The sequence below is a fragment of the Curtobacterium sp. BNK-1 genome (genome assembly GCF_048685235.1).
GTDB classification, from domain to species: Bacteria; Pseudomonadota; Gammaproteobacteria; order Enterobacterales; family Enterobacteriaceae; genus Pantoea; species Pantoea agglomerans.
The window spans coordinates 3,856,812-3,881,603 of record NZ_JBLQTJ010000001.1; the positions used below are offsets into that span (position 1 = coordinate 3,856,812).

Annotated in this window: 18 protein-coding genes; 10 read left to right on the top strand and 8 right to left on the bottom strand. The window is 56.5% G+C overall.

Going from position 1 to position 24,792, the window contains the following annotated elements:
* Nucleotides 1-3 precede the first annotated feature (3 nt).
* From ACMGGP_RS18260 to ACMGGP_RS18285, 6 genes are all read left to right on the top strand, one after another.
* A complete protein-coding gene (locus ACMGGP_RS18260; RefSeq protein WP_498798684.1) occupies nucleotides 4-8,526 on the top strand; it encodes a hemagglutinin repeat-containing protein in 8,523 nt (2,840 codons plus the stop codon).
* On the top strand, nucleotides 8,507-10,426 hold the full coding sequence (locus ACMGGP_RS18265; protein WP_498798685.1) for a VENN motif pre-toxin domain-containing protein: 1,920 nt from the start codon (nucleotides 8,507-8,509) through the stop codon (nucleotides 10,424-10,426). The genes ACMGGP_RS18260 and ACMGGP_RS18265 overlap by 20 nt, the downstream gene beginning before the upstream one ends.
* A 298-nt stretch (nucleotides 10,427-10,724) precedes the next feature.
* Nucleotides 10,725-11,111 (top strand): hypothetical protein, encoded by a 387-nt coding sequence (locus tag ACMGGP_RS18270; RefSeq protein ID WP_022624817.1) that lies wholly within the window; start codon nucleotides 10,725-10,727, stop codon nucleotides 11,109-11,111.
* Between the two features lie 177 nt (nucleotides 11,112-11,288).
* On the top strand, nucleotides 11,289-12,068 hold the full coding sequence (locus ACMGGP_RS18275) for a hypothetical protein (RefSeq protein ID WP_498798686.1): 780 nt from the start codon (nucleotides 11,289-11,291) through the stop codon (nucleotides 12,066-12,068).
* Entirely contained in the window at nucleotides 12,013-13,164 is a 1,152-nt protein-coding gene (locus ACMGGP_RS18280) for a VENN motif pre-toxin domain-containing protein (protein ID WP_498798687.1), read from the top strand. Before ACMGGP_RS18275 ends, ACMGGP_RS18280 begins: the two co-directional genes overlap by 56 nt.
* A complete protein-coding gene (locus ACMGGP_RS18285; RefSeq protein ID WP_029519699.1) occupies nucleotides 13,161-13,508 on the top strand; it encodes an immunity 8 family protein in 348 nt (115 codons plus the stop codon). The genes ACMGGP_RS18280 and ACMGGP_RS18285 overlap by 4 nt, the downstream gene beginning before the upstream one ends.
* Nucleotides 13,509-13,566: 58 nt before the next feature.
* Here the strand turns inward: ACMGGP_RS18285 and ACMGGP_RS18290 are convergent, their stop codons facing one another.
* Both ACMGGP_RS18290 and ACMGGP_RS18295 read right to left on the bottom strand, forming a co-directional pair.
* Nucleotides 13,567-13,890 carry a SymE family type I addiction module toxin gene (locus tag ACMGGP_RS18290; protein ID WP_010257495.1) on the bottom strand — a complete coding sequence of 108 codons (324 nt, stop codon included), beginning with the start codon at nucleotides 13,888-13,890 and terminating at the stop codon, nucleotides 13,567-13,569.
* On the bottom strand, nucleotides 13,887-14,111 hold the full coding sequence (locus ACMGGP_RS18295) for a SymE family type I addiction module toxin (RefSeq protein WP_010257490.1): 225 nt from the start codon (nucleotides 14,109-14,111) through the stop codon (nucleotides 13,887-13,889). The genes ACMGGP_RS18290 and ACMGGP_RS18295 overlap by 4 nt, the downstream gene beginning before the upstream one ends.
* Before the next feature lie 330 nt (nucleotides 14,112-14,441).
* Here ACMGGP_RS18295 and ACMGGP_RS18300 point away from each other — a divergent pair, with 330 nt between their 5' ends.
* The 3 genes from ACMGGP_RS18300 (at nucleotide 14,442) to ACMGGP_RS18310 (ending at nucleotide 16,214) form a co-directional block, all read left to right on the top strand.
* Nucleotides 14,442-14,765, top strand: a complete 324-nt coding sequence (locus ACMGGP_RS18300; protein WP_022624821.1) for a DNA-damage-inducible protein J — start codon at nucleotides 14,442-14,444, stop codon at nucleotides 14,763-14,765.
* Complete coding sequence (locus ACMGGP_RS18305; protein ID WP_010671632.1) at nucleotides 14,762-15,061, top strand: type II toxin-antitoxin system RelE/ParE family toxin; 300 nt, start codon at nucleotides 14,762-14,764, stop codon at nucleotides 15,059-15,061. Before ACMGGP_RS18300 ends, ACMGGP_RS18305 begins: the two co-directional genes overlap by 4 nt.
* A 574-nt stretch (nucleotides 15,062-15,635) precedes the next feature.
* Nucleotides 15,636-16,214, top strand: coding sequence for a hypothetical protein (locus ACMGGP_RS18310; RefSeq protein WP_074399314.1), 579 nt, complete (start codon nucleotides 15,636-15,638; stop codon nucleotides 16,212-16,214).
* 242 nt (nucleotides 16,215-16,456) lie between these two features.
* On the opposite strand, the gene ACMGGP_RS18315 is transcribed toward ACMGGP_RS18310, so the two are convergent.
* Genes ACMGGP_RS18315 through fdnG form a run of 5 tightly spaced genes read right to left on the bottom strand, consistent with a single transcriptional unit; the run spans nucleotide 16,457 to nucleotide 22,616 of the window.
* On the bottom strand, nucleotides 16,457-17,068 hold the full coding sequence (locus tag ACMGGP_RS18315; RefSeq protein ID WP_010257484.1) for a glutathione S-transferase: 612 nt from the start codon (nucleotides 17,066-17,068) through the stop codon (nucleotides 16,457-16,459).
* A 21-nt stretch (nucleotides 17,069-17,089) separates the two neighbouring features.
* Nucleotides 17,090-18,013, bottom strand: coding sequence for a formate dehydrogenase accessory protein FdhE (gene fdhE, locus ACMGGP_RS18320; RefSeq protein ID WP_010257482.1), 924 nt, complete (start codon nucleotides 18,011-18,013; stop codon nucleotides 17,090-17,092).
* The gene (gene fdoI / locus ACMGGP_RS18325) at nucleotides 18,013-18,654 is read right to left on the bottom strand and encodes a formate dehydrogenase cytochrome b556 subunit (protein WP_498798688.1); all 642 of its coding nucleotides are present in this window, start codon (nucleotides 18,652-18,654) and stop codon (nucleotides 18,013-18,015) included. The genes fdhE and fdoI overlap by 1 nt, the downstream gene beginning before the upstream one ends.
* Nucleotides 18,654-19,553 (bottom strand): formate dehydrogenase subunit beta, encoded by a 900-nt coding sequence (gene fdxH, locus ACMGGP_RS18330; RefSeq protein ID WP_010257476.1) that lies wholly within the window; start codon nucleotides 19,551-19,553, stop codon nucleotides 18,654-18,656. Before fdxH ends, fdoI begins: the two co-directional genes overlap by 1 nt.
* Before the next feature lie 12 nt (nucleotides 19,554-19,565).
* Nucleotides 19,566-22,616 carry a formate dehydrogenase-N subunit alpha gene (gene fdnG, locus ACMGGP_RS18335; RefSeq protein WP_498798689.1) on the bottom strand — a complete coding sequence of 1,017 codons (3,051 nt, stop codon included), beginning with the start codon at nucleotides 22,614-22,616 and terminating at the stop codon, nucleotides 19,566-19,568.
* A gap of 404 nt (nucleotides 22,617-23,020) precedes the next feature.
* On the opposite strand from fdnG, the gene fdhD reads away from it, so the two are divergent.
* Nucleotides 23,021-23,845: a formate dehydrogenase accessory sulfurtransferase FdhD gene (gene fdhD, locus ACMGGP_RS18340; RefSeq protein WP_033785824.1), complete on the top strand. Its 825-nt coding sequence runs from the start codon at nucleotides 23,021-23,023 to the stop codon at nucleotides 23,843-23,845.
* Here the strand turns inward: fdhD and ACMGGP_RS18345 are convergent.
* Nucleotides 23,842-24,618: a DeoR/GlpR family DNA-binding transcription regulator gene (locus ACMGGP_RS18345; RefSeq protein ID WP_498798690.1), complete on the bottom strand. Its 777-nt coding sequence runs from the start codon at nucleotides 24,616-24,618 to the stop codon at nucleotides 23,842-23,844. The genes fdhD and ACMGGP_RS18345 overlap by 4 nt on opposite strands.
* Between the last annotated feature and the right edge of the window lie 174 nt (nucleotides 24,619-24,792).

Here is a 24,792-nt window from a genome sequence, read left to right on the forward strand (position 1 = left end):
CCCATGAATAAACATTGCTATCGCATTATCTTCAGCCGCACCCATGGGGAACTCCGGGTGGTGTCAGAACTTGCCCGCAGTTGCAGCACGGAGCCCGGTCAGAGCCGTGGCAACGGCACGCCGCGTCTCTGGGTCACTTTACGCCGCGCGGCGTGGCTGCTGGGAATGGCCCTGTTTGCCGGGCCTGCAATGGCGAACGGCATTGTGGCGGATAGCAATGCTACGCCAGGACAGCGGCCGGACGTCATCGCCACCCAGAATGGGCTTCCGCAGGTTAATATCACCGCCCCCAATCAGGCGGGTATCTCGCATAACCAGTATCAGCAATTCGACGTGGCGCAGAACGGCGCCATCCTGAATAACTCCGCAGTGATGACCTCAACACAACTGGCCGGAATGATTCAGGGCAACCCGAATCTCAACCCAAAGACCCCAGCGGCGCGGGTGATCATCAACGAAGTAAACAGCAATAATCCCAGCCAGCTGCGCGGTTATATGGAAGTGGCGGGCGGACGGGCGCAGGTGATCGTTGCCAACCCGGCCGGGATTGTCTGTAACGGATGCGGCACTATCAACGCCGGGCGCATGACGCTGACCACCGGCAAACCACAGCTCAACGCTGACGGTAGTCTGGCGGGTTATCAGGTCGAACGCGGCGTGGTGCGCATTGAAGGCGGCGGACTCAACGGCGATGCACGTCATGATAATGAGTATGTTGACGTACTGGCCCGCGCGGTGGAGATCAATGCGGGCGTCTGGGCCAAAAAAGAGCTGGCGGTGGTGGCCGGTCGCAATCGCGTAAGCGCAGACGCACAGACGGTCACACCGCTGGCTGATGACGGCAGCGCCAGACCTGAACTGGCGATCGACATGGGGCAGATGGGCGGCATGTACAGCGGCCAGATCCGCATGATAGGCACTGAAGCGGGCGTCGGCGTGCGAAATCAGAACGCTCAGGTGCAGGCGGGCAAAACGCTGGTGGTGAGCAGCGAAGGTAAGCTTGTCTGGCAGTCGGCGGCGCAGGATGGCGTGACGCAGGCCGGAGGCGACATCAGTCTTGCGGCCAGAGAGGATATCGATTATCAGGGCAAGCTCCACAGTGGCGGTCAGCTGACGGTCCGGAGCCGCGAAGGCGGAATCACTCAGTCCGGCACCCTGGCGGCGGCAGGTGATGTGCGGCTGACGGCGGCCCGCAGTATCCAGAGCAGCGGACACCTGCTGGCAGGCAGCGATGCCAGTAGCCAGGTTGTGCAGGAAGCTAATCTGCAGCTGGAGAGCCAGGATACCATTCGCGCCAGCGGCAGCCTGCTGAGCAAAAAAGAGGTCAGCGCACGCGGACGCCGGGTCGATCTCAGTGGCGCTCAGGTCGCCGCCAGCCGCGCCACCCTGACGGCTCAGGATGAGGGTGTTGCCGTGCGTCAGTCGGTGATTAATGGCACGGAGCTGGTGATTAACACGGCAGGTGATATCGAGGCGCAGCAGGCGCAGATTAGCGCCGGGCGCTGGCAGGTTGATGGACGCAGCCTGTTCAGCCAGCAGGCCGGATGGTCGCAGACCGGAAGTGGCGAAAGCCGCTTCACCCTGAGTGGTGGGCTGGATAACAGCGACGGAGCGATTGAGAGCCGGCAACTCAGCTTCCGGGCCGCCTCGCTCAATAACCAGCGTGGACGCATGGTCGCACTCGACAACGCCGCCCAAAAATGGCGGATTGACGGTCTGCTCGACAATACCGCGGGTGAGCTGGGTAACAACGGCGATCTGACGCTTGAGACAGGCAGCCTGACTAACCAGGGTGGCACCGTTAAAACCCAGGCCGCGCTGGCTATTAATGCCCGCGACGCGGTTAACAACAGTCAGGGTAAGCTGCTGGCCGGTGATGCGCTGACGCTCAGCGCGGGCGGTGATCTCGATAATCACGCTGGCACCCTGAACGGCGGTCAGCTGTCGCTGACCGCACAGCATCTGAATAATGTGCAGGGCGAGATCGTCAGCCAGCGCGATCTCGATCTGACGACACTACAGGGCCTGGATAACAGCGATGGCTGGATCGAAGCGGGTCATCATCTCTCACTCAACAGCGGCGGACTCTGGCAGAACCGCGACGGAACGGCACAGGGCGGTGAGCGAGTCACGGCGACGACAGATCAGCTCAATAACGCCAGCGGCCGGTTGCAGTCTGGCGGTGATCTGGAGCTGACCAGCCGTGGCGATATCCTCAACCAGAGCGGCAAACTCACGGCGAAAAATGCCCTCGCGGTCCATGGCACCGCAGCGACGCTATTTGATAACGATGGCGGATCGCTGCAAAGCGGCGGCGATCTGCTGCTGCAGGGCGGCGCACTGAACAATCGCCAGTCAGGGCAGATTCTCAGCCAGCAGGCACTGACGCTGAACCTGGCGGGCGACTGGGACAATCAGGGTGGCACCCTGACCGGTAATGGCCGCACGCAGGCCAGCGCCGCAAATCTGTTGAATGCTCAGGGCGCGATCAATGCGCTGGATACGCTGGATATGCAGGTTGCTGGTCGTCTGGATAACAGCAATGGCCGCATCTTCAGCCGGTTAAGCCAGACGCTTCAGGCGCAGGAGATGAGCAATACGCAGGGCTGGATGGGCAGCCAGGGAAGCTGGACTGCCACGACTGCCGGTTTCGATAACACGGCGGGCAGCGTACAAAGTCAGCAGCAGGCTGAACTCTCGGCGAACTGGCTTAGTAACGCCAGCGGCGTGTTGCAATCGGCTGCTGGCATGGCGTTACGCATTGCGCAGGATATCAACAACCTGGCCGGTAAAGTCTCTGCTCAGCAGCAGCTTACCGTTCAGGGTCAGACCGAAGGCAGCCGCACCGGTAACATTAACAATGCGGATGGCCAGTGGCTGGCTGGTGAGGGGCTGACTATTACCGCTGCGCGACTCGATAACACCCAGGGCGGTCTGCTCTACAGTCAGCGGCAGTTGAAGCTGAATCTGGCCGGGGATGTGCATAACCAGGCCGGTAAGATCCAGAGCGGCGAAGCGTTCCAGCTGGATGCGCAGACGCTGAACAACACAGGCGGCAATATCGACAGCCAGCAACAGCTGACACTTCAGCTGTCAGGGCAGTTTGATAACAAGGGCGGCGCGGTACGCAGTAATGGCGGGCAGCAGATCAATGCCGCAGCGATCAACAACCGTCAGGGCGTGTTCAGCAGCCGTGAAGCGATTAATCTGACCACCGGGCAGCTGGAGAATGCCAGCGGCACACTGATTAGCCAGGGCGCGGGAAGTTATCACGTCGGCACGCTCAACAACCAGCAGGGCAAAGTCCACAGCGGCGCGGCGCTGGCCCTTGAAGCCGCACAACTGAACAATCAGGGCGGCCAGCTTGTCGCCACCCAGGATCTTGTGCTGAACGCCACGGCGATCGATAACAGTACCCAGGGTGTGATCAGCAGTCAGGCGGGGCTCTCACTGCAGGCCGATCGCCTTATCAACCGCGACGGCGGTCTGTTACTCGGCACCACCTACAGCGACATTACTGCACGTGATATCGATAACAGCGCCGGACGGCTGCAGAGCGCCGGAACGCTCATGCTGCGCGGTGTTGCACAGCTGGACAACCGTCAGGGACGGGTGCTGGCGAATGGCGATCTCACCCTCAATGGTGATCTCTCACCGACTGATTCAACGCTGGTGCTGCTCAATCAGAGCGGACGGCTGGAGAGTGCTGGCGCATTAAACATCCATGCACACTCTTTCGATAATCAGGGCGGCACGCTGCTGGGCCTGCAAGCTCTGAGGCTGAGCGCGCAACAGGACTACACCCGCCAGGCGGACGAAACCATCAGCAGTAACGGCACGGTGACTGTCTCTCTGAGCGGGGCGTTTACTAACCTGGTGGACTGGCTGCTGCCGGGTAATCTGGTGCTGAATGCGGCAGGCATAACCAACCCGGCGATGCTGGTGGGCAAAACAGTTCAGCTCACGACCGGTGCGCTGCTGAACAGCGGGCGTCTTGAAGCCGACGACCTGACGCTGAATGTCGACTCGCTGGATAACCGTGCCGCGTTGATAGGTGATGAAGTCACCGTGCGTTCCCGGGTGATCGACAACCATGGACAGCCTGCGGTCATCGCGGCAACTCAAAACCTGACCCTGCAGGCCCGTGAGCGGCTGAGCAACACAGATGGCGCGCTGCTCTATAGCGGCAATCGCCTGTCATTGCATAGCGATGACCTGATCGAGAACCGGGCGAGCTTTATTGAAGCGGACGGTGATATGACGCTGGAAGCGCGGCGGCTAGACAACCTGCGCGAAGGGCTGGTGATAGAGCGTGAGGCTGAGACCAGCGACTACAAGTGGCATCGTTATAACTACTACTGGCGATCTTACGGCTCAGCAGTGAGCACGGATCTCAGCACCATGGCGTCAACGAGTCAGCAACTGACTTTCCAGGATGAGGCCGCGGCGCAGAGCAATCCTTACGGCACCCTGCTGGCAATTGACGCTGTGGGCAAACGCGCTCAGGTACGGGTCATGAACAATCAGGGCGTGCTGACCGATCTTTGGGTTAACTATCTGGCGCTGAACCCCAGCGCCGATGGCACGTATGCCATGACGTTCTATGAAACTCGCGGATTCCGGCAAAATAACGTACCAACTCCCTATCAGAACACGGTATGGCGCGAATACAACCGTGGGCGCCTTGAGCAGTGGGATCCTGAACAGCATATCGATATCGACAATGCGCCGTTCGTCACTGATTACAACAACTTCCGTGAACGAACTGCAACCGGCACCGTCAAGCGTGACAAGCTGGTCAGCGAAGGCATTGGCGCCCGTATTCTGGCGGGCGGCAACATGATCCTGCGCATCACCGGAGCGTTATTCAACGATGCCAGCGTGATCACGGCTAACGGCAATCTGACACTGGATGGCGGTGGCAGCATTGATAACCGGGGTTACTCGGTCAATGAGCGACGCCAGGAAGTGATTGTCGATCATATGGATAAAGATACCCACCACTGGTATCCGACCTTCAATTCCGATGAGACCACCGCCCTGGCGACCGTTGACGGCATCATTAGCGGCAACGGCAACGTCAGCATTAACGGGGCCAGCATCAGCACTACCACCGTTAATCAGGCGCAGATAAGCCAGCTTGAAGCGGCGCTGCAGGCAGTGGACGCTGAGCGCGCTGAGTATGAACGTAACCCACTGGCCTTTGCCGTGGACGGGGTCGCCCGCCATGACGGCGACACAGAACTTACGACGGGTGATAACACATCGGGTCGCCCACTGTTACCGGCTGAACTGGCCCTGACGGCGCTACAACAGCTGGAGAAAGTCGCCACAACCATCCCCAATAATGGTCTGTTCAGCCAGCATACCGCGGCGGGCAGCCCGTATCTGATCGTGACTGACGAGCGTTTTACCAGCCAGAGCAAATTTATCAGCAGCGACTATCTGCTTGAACGGGTGGGTTACGATCCGTCACAGGTGCATAAACGCCTGGGCGACGGTTTTTATGAGCAGCGTCTGGTTCGCGAGCAGGTCCTGAAACTGACCGGCAGGCCTTCCGTTAACGGCTGGGATGCGATGGCGCAGTATCAGGAGCTAATGAACAACGGCTCTAAAGTGGCGCAGGATTTCCATCTGGTGCCGGGCGTGGCGTTGACGCCGCAACAGATTGCGGCGCTGCAACAGGATATCGTCTGGCTGGTCAGCGAAACGGTTGATACGGCAGACGGCCCTCAGACTGTGTGGGTGCCGAAAGTTTATCTGGCACAGACCACGCTGCGCCTGACTGGCGCGGGCGCGGTGATTGGCGGCGGTAATCTGCAGCTCTCGGCAGAGAGCGTGACCAATGCCGGTAACCTCTTTGCGGATCAGGCGCTCTCCATCGACAGCGGGCAGTTTCAGCACCTGGGCGGCGATATCAAGGCGGGCAGCATTGATGTGAAGGCGGAGACGCTGACGATCAGCACCGATCTGCAGAATGCCCTGCGTCAGGCGACGATGAGTGCTGAGGATATCAGCCTCAGCGGCACCGATATCCGGCTGCAGGGCGCGAAACTCAATGCCACCAATAACCTCAGTCTGAGCGCGCACAACAACCTTGAGATCGGTGCCGCGAAAAGCAGTCACAGCGGCAGCCTGAACGTGATCTCCGGGGCGATGGGTAACCGCACCAGCAGCGGCATAGAAGAAGCGGGCAGGCGCATGGCGCAGGTCAGCGGCGAGTGGCAGCAGGCGCAGGGCAGCGAGCTTAACGCCGGTGGCAATCTTCTGCTCTCGGCCGGGCGTGACCTGACGCTGACCGGTAGCCAGGCCAGCGCCTCCGGCTCTGCCCGGGTTCAGGCTGGCGGCGACATTCACATCGGCGCTGAAACCACCACCAATACCACCCATCTTGAGGCTGGCAGCCGGACTTCATCGGTCAGCAACAGCCGCACGGAAGATCGTCTTTTGCTCAGCACCCTGAGCGGCGCTCAGGGTGTGACGCTGGTGGCGGGTAATAACCTGCTGGCCGAAGGCGCGCAGGTTGACAGTACCCAGGGCCGCATCGGCGTCAGTGCGCAGAGCGTTACCATCAAGGACGCGCGTACCCACACGCAGGACCTGGACAGCGAGAACAGGCGGCTGGGTAATACCCGCAGTCATCGTGACGAGGAGACGATTCGCGAGGGCAGCATGGGAAGCACCTTCAGCGGAGAACAGGGTGTAACGGTCATCGGGCGTGAGGGTAACGTGACGGTCACCGGCAGCACGCTGCACAGCGGACAGGGTGCTGTTGCGCTGCAGGCGAAAAAGGATGTCATCCTCAGCCACACGACAGACAGCGAGCACCGCGTCTCAGAAGAAAAAAGTCGCGGCCGGAAAACCAAAGGTGAACGCTCAGAGGAAATGCTGAGTGAGAACGTGGTGGGGAGCACACTCAGTGGACGTGATGGCGTCACGGTGGTAGCGCAGGACGGCAGCATCACCGCCACGGCCAGCACTCTGCACAGTGAGCTGGGGGCCGTTGCACTGCAGGCGAAACAGGATGTGACCCTCAATACCGCCACCGAACGGGCGTTTGACTTTAGTGAAGAACGTTCTGAGAGAAAAGGCTTCCTGAAAAAGAGCAGCAGCCACACTATTACGCAGGACGGCAGCACGCGCGAGAACGGCAGCCTGCTGAGCGGCGAAAGTGTCACGGTCATTGCCGGGCGCGACCTGACGGTGACCGGCTCGGCGGTGGCCGCAGACCAGGACGTCAGTCTGCGGGCCGGACGCGACGTGGAGATCGGCGCGGCAACCGAGACCGACAGCCACTACCAGCTGAAAGAAAAGAAAAAAAGCGGGCTGATGAGCAGCGGCGGCATCGGCTTCACCATCGGCAAGCAGTCCACGCGGCACGAAATTGATGAGAAAGGCACTACCCAGAGCCAGAGCGTCAGCACCATCGGCAGCAGCCAGGGCAGCGTGGACATCACGGCGGGCAACCGGCTGCACGTCGGCGGCGCAGACCTGGTGGCAGGTCAGGACCTGAACCTGACGGGCGACAGCGTAACTATCGACCCGGGCTTTGATTCACGCAGCCGTAAGGAAACCTTCGAGCAGAAACAGAGCGGTCTGCGCATCGCCCTGTCAGGCACGGCAGGCAGCGCGCTCAACACGGCAGTGAGCAGCGCGCAGCAGGCGAGGAAGTCGGGTGGCGGGCGTGTCAGCGCACTGCAGAACACCCAGGCGGCGCTGAACGGGGTGCAGGCGGCGCAGGCAGCTCAGATGGACGGGCTTAACACCGCCGCCGCGGACGCACACAATGCCGCCGGCGACCTGAAGCCGGGGCAGGACGGCTATCAGGCGGGCTCGACCAACACCATCGGCGTCAGCGCCTCGTACGGCAGTCAGTCGTCGAAAAGCGAAGCGCGTACTGAGAGCAGTCAGTCGAAGGGCAGCACGCTGACGGCGGGCCGGAATCTGACCGTCACGGCAACCGGCAAAAACGGTACGGCGCAGAGCGGCGACATCAGCATCACCGGCAGCCAGCTGAAGGCGGGCGGCGACCTGAGCCTGGATGCGTCGCGGGACATCCTGCTGCAGTCGGCGCAGAACACGCAGAGCACTGAAAGCACAAACAGCAGCAAGGGCGGCAGCGTCGGGGTCGGTATCGGCGTCGGGTCAGGCGGCTACGGCATCAGCGTGTCGGCGAGCATCAACGCGGCGAAGGGCAGCGAAAAAGGCAACGGGCTGACGCACAGCGAAACCACGCTGGACGCGGGCAACCGGCTCAGCCTGACCAGCGGGCGCGACATCACGCTCACGGGCGCGCAGGCAAACGGTGAGAGCGTGAAGGTGGACGCGGGCCGCAACCTGACGCTGACCTCAGAGCAGGACAGCGACCGCTACGACAGCAAGCAGCAGAGCGCCAGCGCGGGCGGCAGCTTTACCTTCGGCTCAATGACCGGGTCGGCGAACGTGAACGTGAGCCGGGATAAGATGCACAGCAACTGGCAGAGCGTGGCGGAGCAGACCGGGATTTTTGGGCAAGGGCGGCTTTGACGTCACGGTGAGTGAGCACACGCAGCTGAACGGGGCGGTCATCAGCTCGACGGCCTCCGCCGATAAGAACCGGCTCGACACCGGCACGCTGGGCTTCGGCAATATTGAGAACCACGCGGAATATGAGGTGGAGCATCAGAGTGCGGGCATGAGCACGGGCGGCAGCGTGGGCGGTCAGTTCGCCGGGAACATGGCGAACGGCATGCTGGCGGGGCTGAACGACAGCGGCAGCGCGGACTCCACCACGAAGGCGGCGGTGAGTGAGGGCACCATCGTTATCCGCGATAAGGAACAGCAGACGCAGGACGTGGCGGACCTCAGCCGCGACGTGGCGAATGCCAATCCGGGGCTGGACGTCATCTTCGACAAGGAGAAGGAGCAGAACCGGCTGAAGGCGGCGCGGCTTATCGGGGAAATCGGCGCGCAGGCGGGAGATATCGCCCGGACGCAGGGCCAGATAGCGGGTATGAAGGCGAAGGCCGACCCGGCGGCGCTGGCGGCTGCGAGGGAAGAGCTGGTCAAAAAAGGGAAGCTGAACCCGACGGCAGATGAAATAGCGAAGCAGGCTTATGATACGGCGATGAAGCCGTTCGGCACGGGTTCGTCGCTGCAGCAGGGCATCAGCGCAGTGACGGCGGCAGTGCAGGGCCTGTCGGGCGGGAACGTGGCGCAGGCGATAAGCGGCGCGTCGGCACCGTACCTGGCGGAAAAGATACACGAGCTGACCACGGACGCGAACGGTAAGGTTAATGTCCAGGCGAACCTGATGGCGCACGCGGTGCTGAGTGCGGTAACCTCGTACGCGGCGGGCAATGCTGCGCTGGCCGGAGCCTCGGGCGCGATGATGGGCGAATACATCGCGCAGCAGCTGTATCCGGGGGTTAAGCGCAGTGACCTGTCTGAGGAGCAGCGGCAGACGATAAGCGCGCTGGGTACGCTGGCGGCGGGTCTTGCGGGCGGCGTTGTGGGTGACAGCACGGCGGATGTTGTTGCGGGGGCTCAGGCGGGTAAGAACGCGGTTGAGAATAATCATTTGCACACCGCAGAAGCCAGGGCGCTTGATAAAGAACTCTCGGACTGTAAAGCGTCGGGCGGTGACTGTCAGGCCGTAATTAACAAATATATTGATATCAGCAATAAAAACAGTAAAGAACTGGCGGAAGCCTGCACCGGAGGAGGTGTTGCCTGTGTAAGCTGGGAAGAACTGGTTCAGGCGGAAACTAACATTGCTCTGGATGCTGATAAACATCAGGTAAGGCTGGGTGATAAACTGAAAGATCCGGATGCAGCTGCGATAGTTAAATATCTTAACGGGTCTGATCTTAAATTCCTTAAGGATAATATCACGAAAAGTGATCGGTTTATGGATGTGGTAATGAACCCAACTTCCTGGCCGGTAGTGATAATGGGTGGGAAAGCAATTATTACGAATATTGTGAATAACAGCAAGGAGCAATTAATTGCTGTTGGAGTTGCTGGGGCTGCAAATGTAGGTATTCAATATGGCACGACAGGTGAGGTAAAACTGTCTGATGTAATTGGATCTGTAATTGTTGGTGGGATTACTGCGGGTAAAGGTTATAACCCAACGGTTACATGGAATGCAGCAGGTGGGTATTATCAGGCAGAAATAAGTGGAGATGATCCGATTATGGCTGCACTTATGAGTACTACTAGTTCTGGGGCAGGATATAAAGCAGGAAATATTTTAAAAGTACCTTTTGATAAGGTCTTCAATCCTGTGTCAAAGCAATATGAATGGGTGTCGAGCGGAGTTTGGACAATATCAAAACCGGTCCCTCAAAGCTCAGTGCCATCTGTGGCGGGTAATGTCGCAGACTCTCTCACATCAGGTTTACTTAATTCACCGAATGGCAATAATTCGGGAGAGAAAAAATGATCCGTATAACTAAATGGAAGTTAATAATTTTATTCATATACTCATGCACCACTATTCCTGTGTTTATGTTTTTATTGAGTCTATTTTTTCTATGGCAGCCGTCTCCAGTAGGGGAGGGGGTTTTTGCGGAGAAAAATTTAAATGTTGCATTAAATATGGCAGGAGTGGGGTTTTTATTGGGTATCATTTTATGGCTATCTTATTATTTACCGTATAGAAAAAGAAATTTGAATAAAACAAAAAGTTAATGCAGTCTGTTAAAAATAGGGTTAAGTTTAGATATGATGAGTGATGCCATATGACTGAGAAAATTTTAAGTATTGATATCGGTGTTCATTCCTTTAAAAATATTCAGCTAAAGGATATTAAGTATTTTTCTGGGGCGCTTGATCTGACTTTTTACTTATTTGATGAGGATTTTAAAAGTAATGTTATGGTTACTTTTGAATGGATACACTCCTTTCGTGTAACAGATGAAGGTGACTTGCTAAAAATGCAAGATGATCTGAATGGTCAGATGATTACAGGAATTTATACAGTAGAAGGATCTCATTATTTATCATGGTTTAATAAGCAAAGCGCCAACATCCATGATGGGGGTACTATAAATCATTACTTAATAGTTACAGGCGATGATGTTATTGAAGTACTGTCTTCTGTTAGTCCAACAATAACACCTTGTTAATAGAAAGCCCAGTTTTCACGGCTGGGTTTTTACTTTATAACCAGTGAGTTACCCGATAATGGCCGCTACTCAATAAACCTCATCACTGTCACCGACAGCACCAGCAGCAGCGCGGGCGGCAGCTTCACCTTCGGCTCGATGACCGGGTCGGCAAACGTGAACGTGAGCCGGGATAAGATGCACAGCACCTGGCAGAGCGTGGCCGAGCAGACCGGTATCTTTGCCGGGAAGGGCGGCTTTGACGTCACGGTAGGTGAGCATACGCAGCTGAACGGCGCGGTCATCAGCTCAACGGCCACCGCCGATAAGAACCGGCTCGACACCGGCACGCTGGGCTTCGGCGACATAGAGAACCACGCGGACTACAGGGTGGAGCACCAGAGCGCGGGCATGAGCACGGGCGGCAGCATCGGCGGTCAGTTCGCCGGGAACATGGCGAACGGCATGCTGGCGGGGCTGAACGGCAGCGGCAGCGCGGACAGCACCACGAAGGCGGCGGTGAGTGAGGGCACCATCGTTATCCGCGATAAGGAAAAACAGGCGCAGGACGTGGCAGGGCTGAGCCGCGACGTAGCGAACGCGAACCCGGGGCTGGACGTCATCTTTGATAAGGAGAAGGAGCAGAACCGGCTGAAGGCGGCGCAGCTTATCGGGGAAATCGGGGCTCAGGCGGGAGATATCGCACGGACGCAGGGTCAGATAGCGGGCATGAAGGCGCAGCAGGACCCGGCGGCTCTTCAGGCGGCGCGTGAGCAGCTGGCGGCAAGCGGTAAGCCTTATACGGAAGCCGATATATCGCAGCGGGCGTATGACAATGCGATGACCGTTCGGCACGGGTTCGTCGCTGCAGCAGGGCATCAGCGCAGTGACGGCGGCGGTGCAGGGCCTGTCGGGCGGGAACGTGGCGCAGGCGATAAGCGGCGCGTCGGCACCGTACCTGGCGGAAAAGATACATGAACTGACCACGGATGCGAACGGTAAGGTAAATGTCCAGGCGAACCTGATGGCGCACGCGGTGCTGGGTGCGGTAACCTCGTACGCGGCGGGCAATGCTGCGCTGGCCGGAGCCTCTGGCGCGGTGATGGGCGAGTACATCGCGCAGCAGCTGTATCCGGGGGTTAAGCGCAGTGACCTGTCTGAGGAGCAGCGGCAGACGATAAGCGCGCTGGGTACGCTGGCAGCGGGTCTTGCGGGCGGCGTTGTGGGTGACAGCACGGCGGATGCGGTGGCGGGGGCTCAGGCGGGAAAAACGTCGCTGGAAAATAACGCACTGAGTGATATTGCGCAGGCGCAGTCTGAAGGTAAGACGCCGGAACAGAAGGCCGGTGAGTACGTTGAGGCGGAAAACGAACGCTATAAGAAGGCAAACTGCGGCGGCATGAGCGCCGAAGCCTGCTCGGTGAAGATGTATGAAGAGCGGCGTGAAGCGCTGAAAGATATGGCTTCGCTGGGTGCTGACTTCGTACCTGTTGTGGGTGATATCAAAAGCTTTGCGGAAGCGCAGTCGGCGCTAGATTACCTTGTGGCTGCAATCGGTATCATTCCTGGCGCGGGAGATGCGGCAGGCAAGGTCATCAGGGCAGCAGAAACGGCGCTGAAGAAAGGGGACGTGGCTGAAGCGTCGAAGCTGATTAATAAAGCAAGTGATGAAATATCGGCCTATAGTTCAGCTACCTATCCAAAACTGAAAGAAGATCTGATCCAGCAAAATCTGAATAATATCGCGAAGCAGGATCCCAGACTGGCGGCGGTTGTCAAAGGTGACAATGGAAAGCTGAACTATGGTGTTGGTACTGGCACTAAAGAGGAAGCTGATCGGCTGGGTAAAATTTGGGTGGGAGACGGAGCCAGACCAACAAGTGATGGCACAGGATTAGTCAGTGCTGATGGAACCAGAATTTATAGATCCCCTAAAGAAAAGCCAAATGCTCCGGATTCATTAAATCCAACGGGAACTCAGGCTAACTTTGAAAGTTATACAAAAAATATTGAAACAGGAAAAATGGATAAAACTGGTAACGGTCACTTGAATATTTCAGGGGAAAATAAATGAAAGCATCTCTGAGAAGTATTGGTTGTGATTGGTTTGATTTATCAAGTTATGAACCTGAAGAAGATGATTGTTTTCAATTTTTAGCCCATTTATGTATAGGGCCATCAGAAGAAAAAGGAATAAATCATTTTGAGGTTTATGTCTGTACCCCAGAATGGCTCTGCAAACACCACTGGCTACCAGAATTGATGCGCCATACGCTTCTGGTGCGTAAATACGATCTGGATGAGATCACCAAAACCATTACGGATTATATCGACCAGTGCGAAGGGAGAGACTGGATGGAGATAGCGCATAAACTCTCCCGCGTATTTGCCTGGGAATATGAAGATTATCAGCCTTAAACGTTAAATCCCGGCCAGTGAGCCGGGATTTTGCTTTTAATCCCTAAATCCTTCCCGCTTACCGCCGCTGCAACCGAATCACACCGGGTTCAGCGGTAATCTCCAGCTGTTCCACCTCAGTGATATCAAAGCCGGTCAGCCAGTCGCCGCCGATAACCAGCTCACCGTTCTCCCGCACCCATTCTGCACCTAAATCCTGCCTCTGCTGGCTGGCTTCACAGAGTACTTTCCACTCAGCTTCATCGATCACGGTTGTTACCGAAATCTTGTTATCGCGCAGCACCAGACGGATCGGCGTGTCGGTGGTGAAGCCGAGCGCGTCAAGCTGAGTGCCCGCGATGTTCAGCTCCGGCACCGACCCTTGGATAAGGCTGTTATTCATAAATCATCCTCCCTGACGGTCGCGATGCGGATAATCAGCTGGCCCTTTTCGGCGATGATGCTGACCGGCTGGCCTTTGATAAATCCCCACTGTTCCAGCCATCGTCCTTTGATGGTCAGTTGGGGTAATGGATTCGGTCTGCCACCGTTGGGGCGGTAACCAACGATGCTTTTGCGTGCTTGGGGTACAGCGGGTTCTGACGTAGAATCAGCTCTAGCCATAATTAACTCCAGTTCAGTTAGTTGTGGTCAGCGGGCTGTTGGTGTTCCACCACCTTCAGCTCGCGCTAAAAATCTCTCGTTACGTTCTTCCTTTTCTGTTTTCTCCTGTTCAAATATACACCGCCCGCTTTGTAAACTCGCTGAAAGCTAAGTAATAAACTGCGAGTCGTCTCTGAAAAACGGATTGTTTTTTCCATTTACTATTTCGTTTACATCCTCTTCCCAATACTCTCTTCAGCATCTGCAGCCGGCCATTTGTTTATATGGGTATGGCGATTTCCGGCATCGCATAAGAGTGAAATGATGATGACAGGGAAAAGGATGACAGGCATGATGACACCACAAATGACACCACGCGAGAGTCAGGTTATGAGTACTATCCACTTCAGGATTGATGAGGACGTTAAACGGCTGGCGATGCGGGCAGCAGAGCGCCAGAAGATGACGCTGACAGAGGTTATGCGTCAGCGAGCGGAAGAGCTGGCTGCTGAAGAGCGGCAATATCAGGATGGCCAACATGATGCATGGCTGGAAGAGCAAATCACGGCGGCATTCAGTCGTTATGAAGCCGGTGATAGCGAGTTCATCAGTAACGATGAAATGAATGCCCGCATGGAAGAACTGAAAGCGCAGGCCGCGCGGGGAACGTTGTGATATCAGCCGTTCAATGGGAAAAACAGGCGCAGGCAGACAGGGAGACGATATTTCGTTATCTGTATCGTGAGGCTGGCCTGCTGGTAGCCAGTGCAACAGACGATAAGTTTACCCATATGGCCAGTCTGCTTAGCGAAAACCCGCGGGCCGGAACAAAAGTCGGCACAGAAAAACAATATAAACTGGTGGTGCCACGCTTTCCGTTCATCATCATCTATGTTGCCGAAACAGATGGCGTTTGCATCCTGCGAGTACTTCATACATCCCGGAAAATATCAGGCCGCTATCAAAGATAGTTAGCCTGTTCATCCAGCATCAGATTGTCAGGCATAAGAACGTCGTCAGACAGAACGGCACGCTTCAGAGCTGAATTAGACAATTAGCCCCCAAACCGCACCTTTTAATTTTTCACCTGCCATCTACAGCACACCATCACGCCGCAGGCGGCGTCGTCCTTGCAAAGCTTTCACGCTGAAACAGTGTTTCCGCCAGACGGTGTCGGTGAAGGGGCTGACGGGTAAGAACCTGGCGCAGGTGGTAAGCGATACGGATGCAGTTTGCTTGGCAACGCAGATAAATAAGCTGACGGAAGACTATTCGGAAGTACAGGCGATAGGGGCGCGTTGCTGGGTACGGTAACCTCTTATGCTTCTTGCAACTCGGCGCTGACAGGCGTACCGGACGGTGTCAGTGACGAAGTATAATAAAAATACGCTCTAAAACCTATAGTCAACTAGCAAAGTGAAAGTGAGTTTTCGCTAATTCCATTAGCAAATTGAATTGTTTGAAAGTATATTTATGAGAAGATAGCTCACTAACAACCAGAAGTTAAAATAAGTTTTAGTGTTATATAAGGAAAGATTAAAATGCATGGAAGCCGTTTTTTTTTCTGGCTATGAAAAAGGCAATGTTAAACGCTATTTATTACTCTCCGTTTTTTTCATCATATTCGCAGCATGGCTATGGTATCTGATGTGGTCAACTGGCGTCGCAAGTCGTGTTGTATTAATGAAGAGTGTTCCCGAGTGGACAACATACATTACTGTTGCATCAATAGTAGGTCTTGTTTTTTCGGGGCGAGTTGTTTATTTTAGACCAGTTGGTGAATCAGCTATCTATGTACTGAAAGCTTTTGGATGTGGCTTTTCTATTGGTCTTATATGCATTCTAAATTGTTACAGTGTCTATGTTTATATCGCTCCTGGTAACATTGTTCAGTATGAGTCTGAATACGAGGTTACGTTTCCAGGTCCGGCAGTTGGGAAATATAGCCATTGTGAAGCTGGTTTGTGGATTAAAGATGCTCACACAAAAAGATGGCTTCAACTTTGTACAAATCGTACGAATTTATACAATGACAGGAAGCAAGGTATGACTAAAGTATGGGTGACGGCTCATACTAATAAAATAGGGTCTTACATTATAAATTATAAGTTCACTTATGATTAATTTTAAAACAACTATACGCATTAATTATTATTTTTATAAATCCGGGTTAACTGAGTGATAGTTAAAATTTCCGAGCGGAAAGTCCAGAGGCAGGAATGAAGATAATCCAGTAAAATTAATATTCGTGGGCTTTTACTGATCTATAGCCTGGCTCCAGATTTCTGCTGCTCTTAATGAAGTCATTACCTTGACATGGAGCCAGACACCATTGTCCTTCTTAATGGTTCTGGCTCAGCACACCATCACGCCGCAGGCGGCGTCGTCCTTGCAAAGCTCTCGCGCTGAAACAGCGTTTCTGCCAGTTTCACCAGCGCGGGTCGTTCGACACACCAGTTCGGCACTACGCGACGGAAATTGAGGTAGCCGATCATGCAACCGGTGGCGATATCCGCCAGATTGAGCTGTCCGTTGTTAAGCCATTTCCCCTCTGCCGCCTTCGCTTCCAGCATGTCGAGGCTGCGCTGAATCTTTTCACGATTGCGCAGCAGCACCTCTTCCGACTGCAAATCCCCCGGTCGCATCTGCTCGCGCACGATCACCAGCGCGGCATCGCTGACGCCATCCGCCAGCTTCTCCAGCTGACGGATGTTAAGCGATTCAAGCGGATCGGCAGGCAGCAGAGCAGGCTCCACGCCACGCAGTTCCAGAAACTCCGCAATGATGCTGGAATCGAACCAGATTTGCTTATCGTCAGCGACCAGCGCCGGAACTTTGCCCAGCGGATTGTAGTGCGGCACGTGGCTGTCATCGCTGTAAGGCGATGCGTTAACGAATTCAAAAGTAATGCCTTTTTCCAGCATGATAATCGAAATCTTACGCACAAACGGGCTGGTATAGCTGCCAATCAGTTTCATCGGGTTCTCCAGAGTCAGTGACTATTCGCCAGGAAACATAAAGGGATTGAGACTGCTGCGTGCGAAGCCTTCCTGCTCCATTCTGGCATCCAGTATCAGCGATGCCAGGTCATCTGCCACCGGTTCAATGGCCGGATCTTTCTCCTGATAGAGCATCTTCAGGTAAGTGCCGCAGTCGCCACAGCTCTCTGCTTTCACCGCCGCCCGTTCGCTGTCGATCGACCAGTAGTGCAGATCACGGGACTGTTCGCACTGGGTACATTTGCTGCGCACCACATGCCATTCACTTTCGCATAGATTACAGTGCAGATAGCGCGCGCCTTCATGACTGCCCATATGCACCACGCTGGCGACCGGCATACTGGCGCAGACCGGACAAAACTGACGCTGATCGCCCATCTCAGCGCGTGCTTTGCCTGGGATCAGGGCCGCCATCTGCGCCCAGTAGAGCGAAAGCGCCGCCCAGATAAAGGGCGCTTTGTCGCTGCTGACCAGCGCATACTCACCGGTAAACAGCGCGCTGGCCAGCGTTTCCAGCTCGGTGGCGGACGCCTTCTCCAGATTCTCCAGCACCGCCAGTGCCTGACCGCTCATCTCTGGCTTCAGCTCGGCAATCAGTGAATGCAGCAGTCGCTGCCAGTGGGGATCGCGCGGCAGGGTATGAATATTCAGCGGCGGCTTGCCCTCGCTGGCGCTCTGCGTCAGGCGGGCATGCAGGTCGATGTGCAGCGGATGGTCATACAGCACAATCTCCTGCGCTTCAGCGATCACCGCCGCAAAGCGCAGGTAGTCGCCGAGTGGGTTTTTCGCCGCCAGGTCACGCAGTCGCGCAGCACGACGGCTGTATAAATTTTTCAGCCGTGGAAAAAGTAACGGCGGAATCATCTCCGCCGTTGTCTTTTCGCCTTTCTCCAGCTGATCTTGCGGGATTATGCGAATACTCATCAGGGGCGTTTTTCCTGTTTTATTGGCGGATTACGCTGCTCGCGATACCAGCGAGGATGGTGCTGCCTGGCCCATTTGGCGCTGACCCAGCCTTCCACCATCGCGGTCAGTGTGCCTTTGACCCACAACGCAGCATAAATGTGCACCATAATGACGATGATTAGCGCCACCGCTGACACCGAATGTACCACCAACGCCAGACGAATCAGCGGAATGGCGAAGGCATCGGCAAAGTAAGGTCGCCAGATCACGATGCCACTGGCAAGCAGCAACACTAAGCTGATAATAGCAGCCCAGAACACACACTTCTGACCAAAGTTATATTTACCGGTATCACCCACCTCTTCATTCAGCGCAATCCGGTGAATGTTTCTGGCCCAGTAAAGGTCATCGCGATTAATCAGGTTGTGTTTCCAGTAACGCAAAAACATCAGCATAAAAGCAACGAACATCACCACGCCGACAAAAGGATGCAGAATACGCGCCAGCTGTGGTGTGCCAAATATCTGCATCAGCCAGTTGAACGACGGAAAGAAAAACCCTAATCCGCTTAACGCGGCCATGACAAAGCAAATCGCGACAATCCAGTGATTGATGCGTTCGGGTGCGCGGTAACGCACCAGATGATCGGGCTTTTTCATTATTTACGCTCCTCAGGGTGATCGTCGTTGTCGTCGTGCTCTTCAGTGACGCGATTCGGGCCAACGCCAACATAGTGAAAAATAGAGGCGGCGAACGTAGCGGCAAAACCCACCGCCGCCAGCGGTTTCCAGATCCCCTTCCAGAAGGTCACCGTCGGGCTGATGCCCGGGTTAGCAGGCAGCCCGTGATAGAGCTGAGGCTTGTCGGCATGATGCAGCACATACATCACGTGGGTGCCGCCCACGCCTTCCGGGTTGTAGAGGCCAGCCTGCGCAAACCCGCGCGACTTCAGCTCCGCCACGCGTTCCTCCGCCAGCGTCAGCATGTCGCTTTTGCTGCCGAAATGAATGGCGCCGGTCGGACAGGTCTTCACACAGGCAGGCTCCTGGCCGACGCTGACGCGATCCACGCACAGGGTGCATTTGTAGGCGCGATTATCCTCTTTGTTGAGCCGCGGCACGTTGAACGGGCAACCCGCAATGCAGTAGCCGCAACCGATACACTGCTCAGACTGGAAATCGACGATGCCGTTGGCGTACTGAATAATGGCACCTGCCGACGGACAGGCTTTCAGGCAGCCGGGATCGGCGCAGTGCATGCAGCCATCTTTGCGAATCAGCCAGGCCAGCTTGCCGTTCTCTTCAACTTCCGAGAAGCGCATCACCGTCCAGGATTTGGCGGTCAAATCGGTAGGGTTGTCATAGACCCCGATGTTATGACCGACTTCATCGCGGATGTCGTTCCATTCGGAGCAGGCGACCTGACAGCCTTTGCAGCCAATACAGGTGGTGACGTCAATGAGCTTCGCAACTTCACGCTGGTGATCGCGCGCCTGTGGCGGTGGGGTAAAGCCGTTGGTCGCTGAGCGACGGATAATATCTTGTGATTGATAAGCCATTGTCATCTACCGTTACGCTTTTTCCACTTTCACTAAAAATCCCTTGTACTCCGGGGTCTGCGAGTTGGCATCGCCAACTGACGGCGTCAGCGTATTGGCGAGGAAGCCTTTACGCGTGGTGCCTTCAAAGCCCCAGTGACAGGGAATACCCACGGTATCAACCGGCTTGCCGTCAATCATCAGACGCTGCAGACGACGTGTTACCACCGCTTTGGCTTTGATATAGCCACGGCGCGACGAGACTTTGACGCTGTCGCCGGCCTTGATGCCTTTCTCCTCTGCCAGTTCGGTGCCGATTTCAACAAACTGCTCCGGCTGCGCAATCGCGTTCAGCAGGGCATGTTTGGTCCAGTGCCGGAACAGTTCGGTGATGGAATAGGTGGTGGCGACGCAGGGATAGTCAGCGGCCTCGCCCAGTTGCGCGGCGTCGCTGCTGAACAGTCGAACGACCGGACTATGACGCTGCTGCGGATTCATAGGATTGTCGGCGAGCGGGCTTTCCATCGGTTCGTAATGTTCCGGGAAGGGGCCGTCGGCCATCTTATCGAGCGCAAACAGGTGGCCAAGACCATCGGGCTGCATGATAAACGGACCGGCCTGCTGCTGCGGCGACAGCGTTACCGGATAATCCGGCACGTCAATGCCGTGCCAGCGAGTGCCATCCCACTCAATCAGGCGGCGATTCGGATCCCAGGCTTTACCCTGCGCATCCGCGGAGGCGCGGTTGTAGAGAATGCGGCGGTTAGCCGGCCACGCCCAGGCCCAGCCGGAGACCGCGCCCAGCCCCGATGGGTCGGCGTTGTCGCGTCGTGCCATCTGGTTGCCTTCCGGCGTCCAGCTGCCGCTGTAGATCCAGCAGGCGCTGGCGGTGGTGCCGTCGTTACGCAGCTCTGAGAAGCCGTTGAGCTGCTGGCCTTTTTTCAGCAACAGCTTGCCGCTGGCGTCGTAAATGTCGGCCAGCGCCTGACCGTTGTTCTCCTGCGCCACCTCTTCCGGCTCAGGATTAGACGGATCGCGGTAGTCCCAGCGCATTGCCATCAGCGGTTCAGGGTTTGCTCCGCCTTCCAGGCGATAGAGCGCGCGCAGACGCATGAACAGATTGCCGAGGATTTTACCGTCGTGCAGCGCTTCAGCGGGCGGCTCCGCAGCCGCCCAGTGCCACTGCAGCCAGCGTGACGAGTTGGCCACCGATCCTGACTCTTCAGCGAAGCAGGAAGAGGGCAGACGGAACACTTCGGTCTGGATTTTCGAGGGATCGACATCGTTGAACTCGTCGTGATGCTGCCAGAAGCTGGCGGTTTCGGTGCGAAGCGGATCGATCACCACCATATATTTGAGGCGGGACAGTGCCCGGACCGCTTTATTTTTGTCCGGGAAGGCGGCCAGCAGGTTGAAGCCCTGAATCAGGCAACCATTGAGCGCGCCCTGTTCCATCATCTCCGCCTGCGCCATGCAGTCGTAGCTCTTATCCCACTTCGGCAGCCAGTCGTAGCCCCACTGGTTTTCCGCTGTGGCCTTATCGCCGTAGAAACTCTTCATCAGGCTGACGAAAAATTTGTCGGTGTTCTGCCAGTAGTTGACCTGATCCGGCAGTGTCGCAACCGGCGTGGCCTGCTGCAGGTAGGTTGCCAGCGTGGTCATCTTTTCGGAAGGCAGTGGCAGATAGCCCGGCAGACTCTGCGCCAGCAGGCCGAGATCGGTATAACCCTGCACGTTGGAGTGGCCGCGCAGCGCGTTAATACCGCCGCCTGGCATCCCGATATTACCCAGCAGCAGCTGAATCATCGCCGCCGTGCGGATAATCTGCGAACCGTTGGTGTGATGAGTCCAGCCCAGCGCATAGAGAATAGTCGCGGTGCGATTCGGCACACAGGTGGAAGCGAGCTGCTCGCATACCGCAATAAAGGATTCCTGCGAAGTGCCGCACAGGCGCGTCAACATTTCCGGGGTGTAACGGCTGGCATGGGTTTTCAGCAGGTTCAGCACGCAACGCGGGTGAGTGAAGCTCTCATCGCGTTTCGCATGGCCGTTTTCATCCAGCTCATAGTGCCAGCTGGTTCGATCGTACTGACGGGTTTCAGCATCGTAACCGCTGAACAAACCGTCGCTGAAGCTGAAGCCTTCGCTGACAATCAGGGCAGCATTGGTGAAGGCGCGAACATACTCCTGCTGAATCTGATTGTGTTGCAGCAGATAGTTGATCACCCCCATCAGGAAAACCACATCGCTGCCGGCACGCAGTGGCGCGTAGAGATCGGCGACCGCCGCAGAGCGGTTAAAGCGTGGATCGACCACGATGACCTGCGCATTGTTATGGGTTTTGGCTTCAATCACCCATTTAAAGCCAACCGGATGCGCCTCGGCGGGGTTGCCGCCCATGATCATCACCACATTGGCGTTTTTGATGTCGTTCCAGTTATTGGTCATTGCACCACGACCAAAGCTGGGGGCCAGCGCGGCCACGGTCGGGCCGTGACACAGGCGCGCCTGGTTTTCCAGCGCCAGAATACCCAGCGAGCGGGCAAATTTCTGATCGAGCAGGCCGGTTTCATTACTGGCGGCGGAAGAGCAGAGCATGGCGGTAGTCGGCCAGCGGTTTACCGTGACGCCAGCGGCATTGGTGGCCTGGAAATTGGCATCGCGATCCTGCTTCATCAGGCGGGCTATGCGGTCAAATGCCTCATCCCAGCTGATGCGCTGCCATTTATCCGAGCCTGGCGCGCGGTATTCCGGGTATTTCAGGCGCTGTTCACTGTGAATAAAGTCGAGCACGCCCGCGCCTTTGGGACAGAGCGATCCACGACTGACAGGATGGTCAGGATCGCCTTCAATATGGTAAATCGAGGCGCGGGCATTTTTAGCGCCATCACCCAGGCTGTAAATCAGCATGCCGCAGCCGACTGAGCAGTAGGTGCAGTTATTACGCGTCTCTCTGGCGCGAATGAGTTTGAACTCTCTGACGCTGGCTAAGGCTGTGGTGGGGGCAAAACCGAGTAACGCCGCGCTGGTGCCCGCCAACCCGCCAGCACAGATTTTGAAAAAACTCCGTCTGTTAATTTGCATTTTATCGTTCTTCTTTATTGGCTCCATTGCGAAGCCTTGCAAAATAGCAGCCCTATCTGCCTGTAAGTTGACCAGGGTCAACAGGTTAGTCATTAGTAATTCTTTTTCTAAATTTTGTTAAAAATCCTCGGCAACCAATCCCCGGCGCAAGCAGATTTCCCGTAGCGGCAGATAATTACTGTTGTTTTATGCTTACCGATGTTAAAGCCTGAAAGATACCCATTCTCATTCTGCCCGCCAGCAGGCGTGGCTGCGCCTTTCCCGGTGAGAAAACCGCATGAATTGCCCCGCTGTTTATTTGCGCCGCACCGGGCCAGAAGGCAAAATTAGTCTGCGTCTGATCACCGCTGTGCAGCCGCACTGACTGTCGCATTTCATTATTTATTAACAACAGGTCGTACTTTTTGAAAGCTATCCAGCCTGACTCAGGCGAAGATTTAACAATTGAGGCCGGCGTCAGCAGAACGCAGGTATGGCAGCGTGCCGATTTGACCGCAGCAGAGTCTGACTGGCTGGCGGACGAGGTGCCGGTGGCGCTGGTTTACAACGGCATCTCTCACGTGGTGATGATGACCACGCCCAAAGATCTGGAGGCGTTTGCGCTGGGTTTTTCGCTGTCAGAGGGCATTATCGACGCGCCAGGCGACATTTTCGGCATGGACATCGTGCCGGGCTGTCACGGCATTGAGGTTCAGATTGAGCTTTCCAGCCGCCGTTTTATGGCGCTGAAAGAGCAGCGTCGTGCGCTGGCAGGCCGTACCGGCTGCGGCGTGTGTGGCGTTGAACAGCTGGACCAGATTGGCAAGCCGCTCTCTCCGCTGCCGTTTACCCAGACCTTTGCGCTGGATCAGCTGGATCGGGCGCTGGGCCAGCTGAAAGCGTATCAGCCGGTCGGACAGAAAACCGGCTGCACCCATGCTGCCGCGTGGATCCAGCCTGATGGTCAGCTGGCCGGTGGCTGTGAAGATGTGGGTCGCCATGTGGCACTGGATAAGCTGCTGGGCTATCGCAGCCAGGCTGAGTGGGGGCCAGGCGCAGTGCTGGTCTCCAGCCGTGCCAGCTATGAAATGGTGCAGAAGTCTGCCATGTGCGGGGTTGAGATCCTGTTCGCAGTCTCGGCAGCGACCCGCCTGGCGGTTGAGGTGGCTGAGCGCTGCAATCTGACGCTGGTCGGATTCAGTAAACCTGGGCGCGCTACGGTTTACAGCCATCCTCAGCGACTGCGTTAAACCACCATCACCTCTGGCAGCGTCTGCTGCAACGCCTCAAGGGCGGCACTGTTGTCGCCGCCACTATCCGTAATCAGCAGCTTGATCGCCGGTGACGGCGCGTAAACCGTGCGGCTGACTACCCCCAGTTTGGTGTGATCGGCCAGCAGATAGCAGGAAGTGGATTGCTGCACCATCGCCCTGGCGATGGCCGCTTCGTGCGGATGAAAACTGCTGGCACCACAACCCGCCTCAATGCCAACCGGCGACAGCAGCGCCACATCGGCGCGATAGCGGATAATCTCACCCACGGTAATTTCGCCGCGCGTCTGTTGTGCGCCCGCCGACATCGTCCCGCCCAGCAAAATAATCTGATTATTCAGCGGCTGATCTTCTTCTCCGGCGCTCAGCGCCAGCGCGGCCTGCAGGCTGTTGGTCACAATCGTCAGGCCGGAAAGGGCGTGCAACTCCTCTGCCAGCAGCGTGGTGGTGCTGCCCGCATCCAGAAACAGCGTCTGTCCGGGCTGCAGCAACTGCGCAGCGGCGCGGGCGATGGCGCGCTTCTCCCGGGTCTGGGTACTGCGGCGTTCCGTCAGCGGCGGTTCAGCCCGCGTTTCAATCGCCACCAGCCCGCCGTGAACGCGGCGTGCCAGACCCAGCGCTTCCAGCTCAATGATATCGCGGCGCGCGGTTTCGCGTGAGACCCCCAGCTCCCTGATAATGCGCTCGGTACTCACCTGGTTAAGCCGGGTCAGTAAGGCACGGATGCGATGAAGGCGCGTTTCCTGCAGCATAGAGGTTTCCTTTTAAAGCGCGAAGATCACGGATGATACGCCAGTGAAGCGAAAGATTCCGTCTGAATCAGGGAGCAAGCTTAGCGTGGCGATCTGCCTGCGTCATGTGTATTTTATTGCATTTGTGTATTTGGTTGCATTTTAGATTCAGGCAGGCATGATAAAGGCGTCAGC

What these genes read in the sequence shown, in the direction of transcription:
- ACMGGP_RS18300 (WP_022624821.1), top strand. Translation starts at nt 14,442, where the DNA reads ATGATGACACCACAAATGACACCACGCGAGAGTCAGGTTATGAGTACT.
- ACMGGP_RS18270 (WP_022624817.1), top strand. Translation starts at nt 10,725, where the DNA reads ATGACTGAGAAAATTTTAAGTATTGATATCGGTGTTCATTCCTTTAAA.
- fdnG (WP_498798689.1), bottom strand. Translation starts at nt 22,616, where the DNA reads ATGCAAATTAACAGACGGAGTTTTTTCAAAATCTGTGCTGGCGGGTTG.
- ACMGGP_RS18275 (WP_498798686.1), top strand. Translation starts at nt 11,289, where the DNA reads ATGCACAGCACCTGGCAGAGCGTGGCCGAGCAGACCGGTATCTTTGCC.
- ACMGGP_RS18290 (WP_010257495.1), bottom strand. Translation starts at nt 13,890, where the DNA reads ATGAATAACAGCCTTATCCAAGGGTCGGTGCCGGAGCTGAACATCGCG.
- fdoI (WP_498798688.1), bottom strand. Translation starts at nt 18,654, where the DNA reads ATGAAAAAGCCCGATCATCTGGTGCGTTACCGCGCACCCGAACGCATC.
- fdxH (WP_010257476.1), bottom strand. Translation starts at nt 19,553, where the DNA reads ATGGCTTATCAATCACAAGATATTATCCGTCGCTCAGCGACCAACGGC.
- ACMGGP_RS18345 (WP_498798690.1), bottom strand. Translation starts at nt 24,618, where the DNA reads ATGCTGCAGGAAACGCGCCTTCATCGCATCCGTGCCTTACTGACCCGG.
- ACMGGP_RS18310 (WP_074399314.1), top strand. Translation starts at nt 15,636, where the DNA reads ATGGAAGCCGTTTTTTTTTCTGGCTATGAAAAAGGCAATGTTAAACGC.
- ACMGGP_RS18295 (WP_010257490.1), bottom strand. Translation starts at nt 14,111, where the DNA reads ATGGCTAGAGCTGATTCTACGTCAGAACCCGCTGTACCCCAAGCACGC.
- fdhE (WP_010257482.1), bottom strand. Translation starts at nt 18,013, where the DNA reads ATGAGTATTCGCATAATCCCGCAAGATCAGCTGGAGAAAGGCGAAAAG.
- ACMGGP_RS18285 (WP_029519699.1), top strand. Translation starts at nt 13,161, where the DNA reads ATGAAAGCATCTCTGAGAAGTATTGGTTGTGATTGGTTTGATTTATCA.
- ACMGGP_RS18260 (WP_498798684.1), top strand. Translation starts at nt 4, where the DNA reads ATGAATAAACATTGCTATCGCATTATCTTCAGCCGCACCCATGGGGAA.
- ACMGGP_RS18315 (WP_010257484.1), bottom strand. Translation starts at nt 17,068, where the DNA reads ATGAAACTGATTGGCAGCTATACCAGCCCGTTTGTGCGTAAGATTTCG.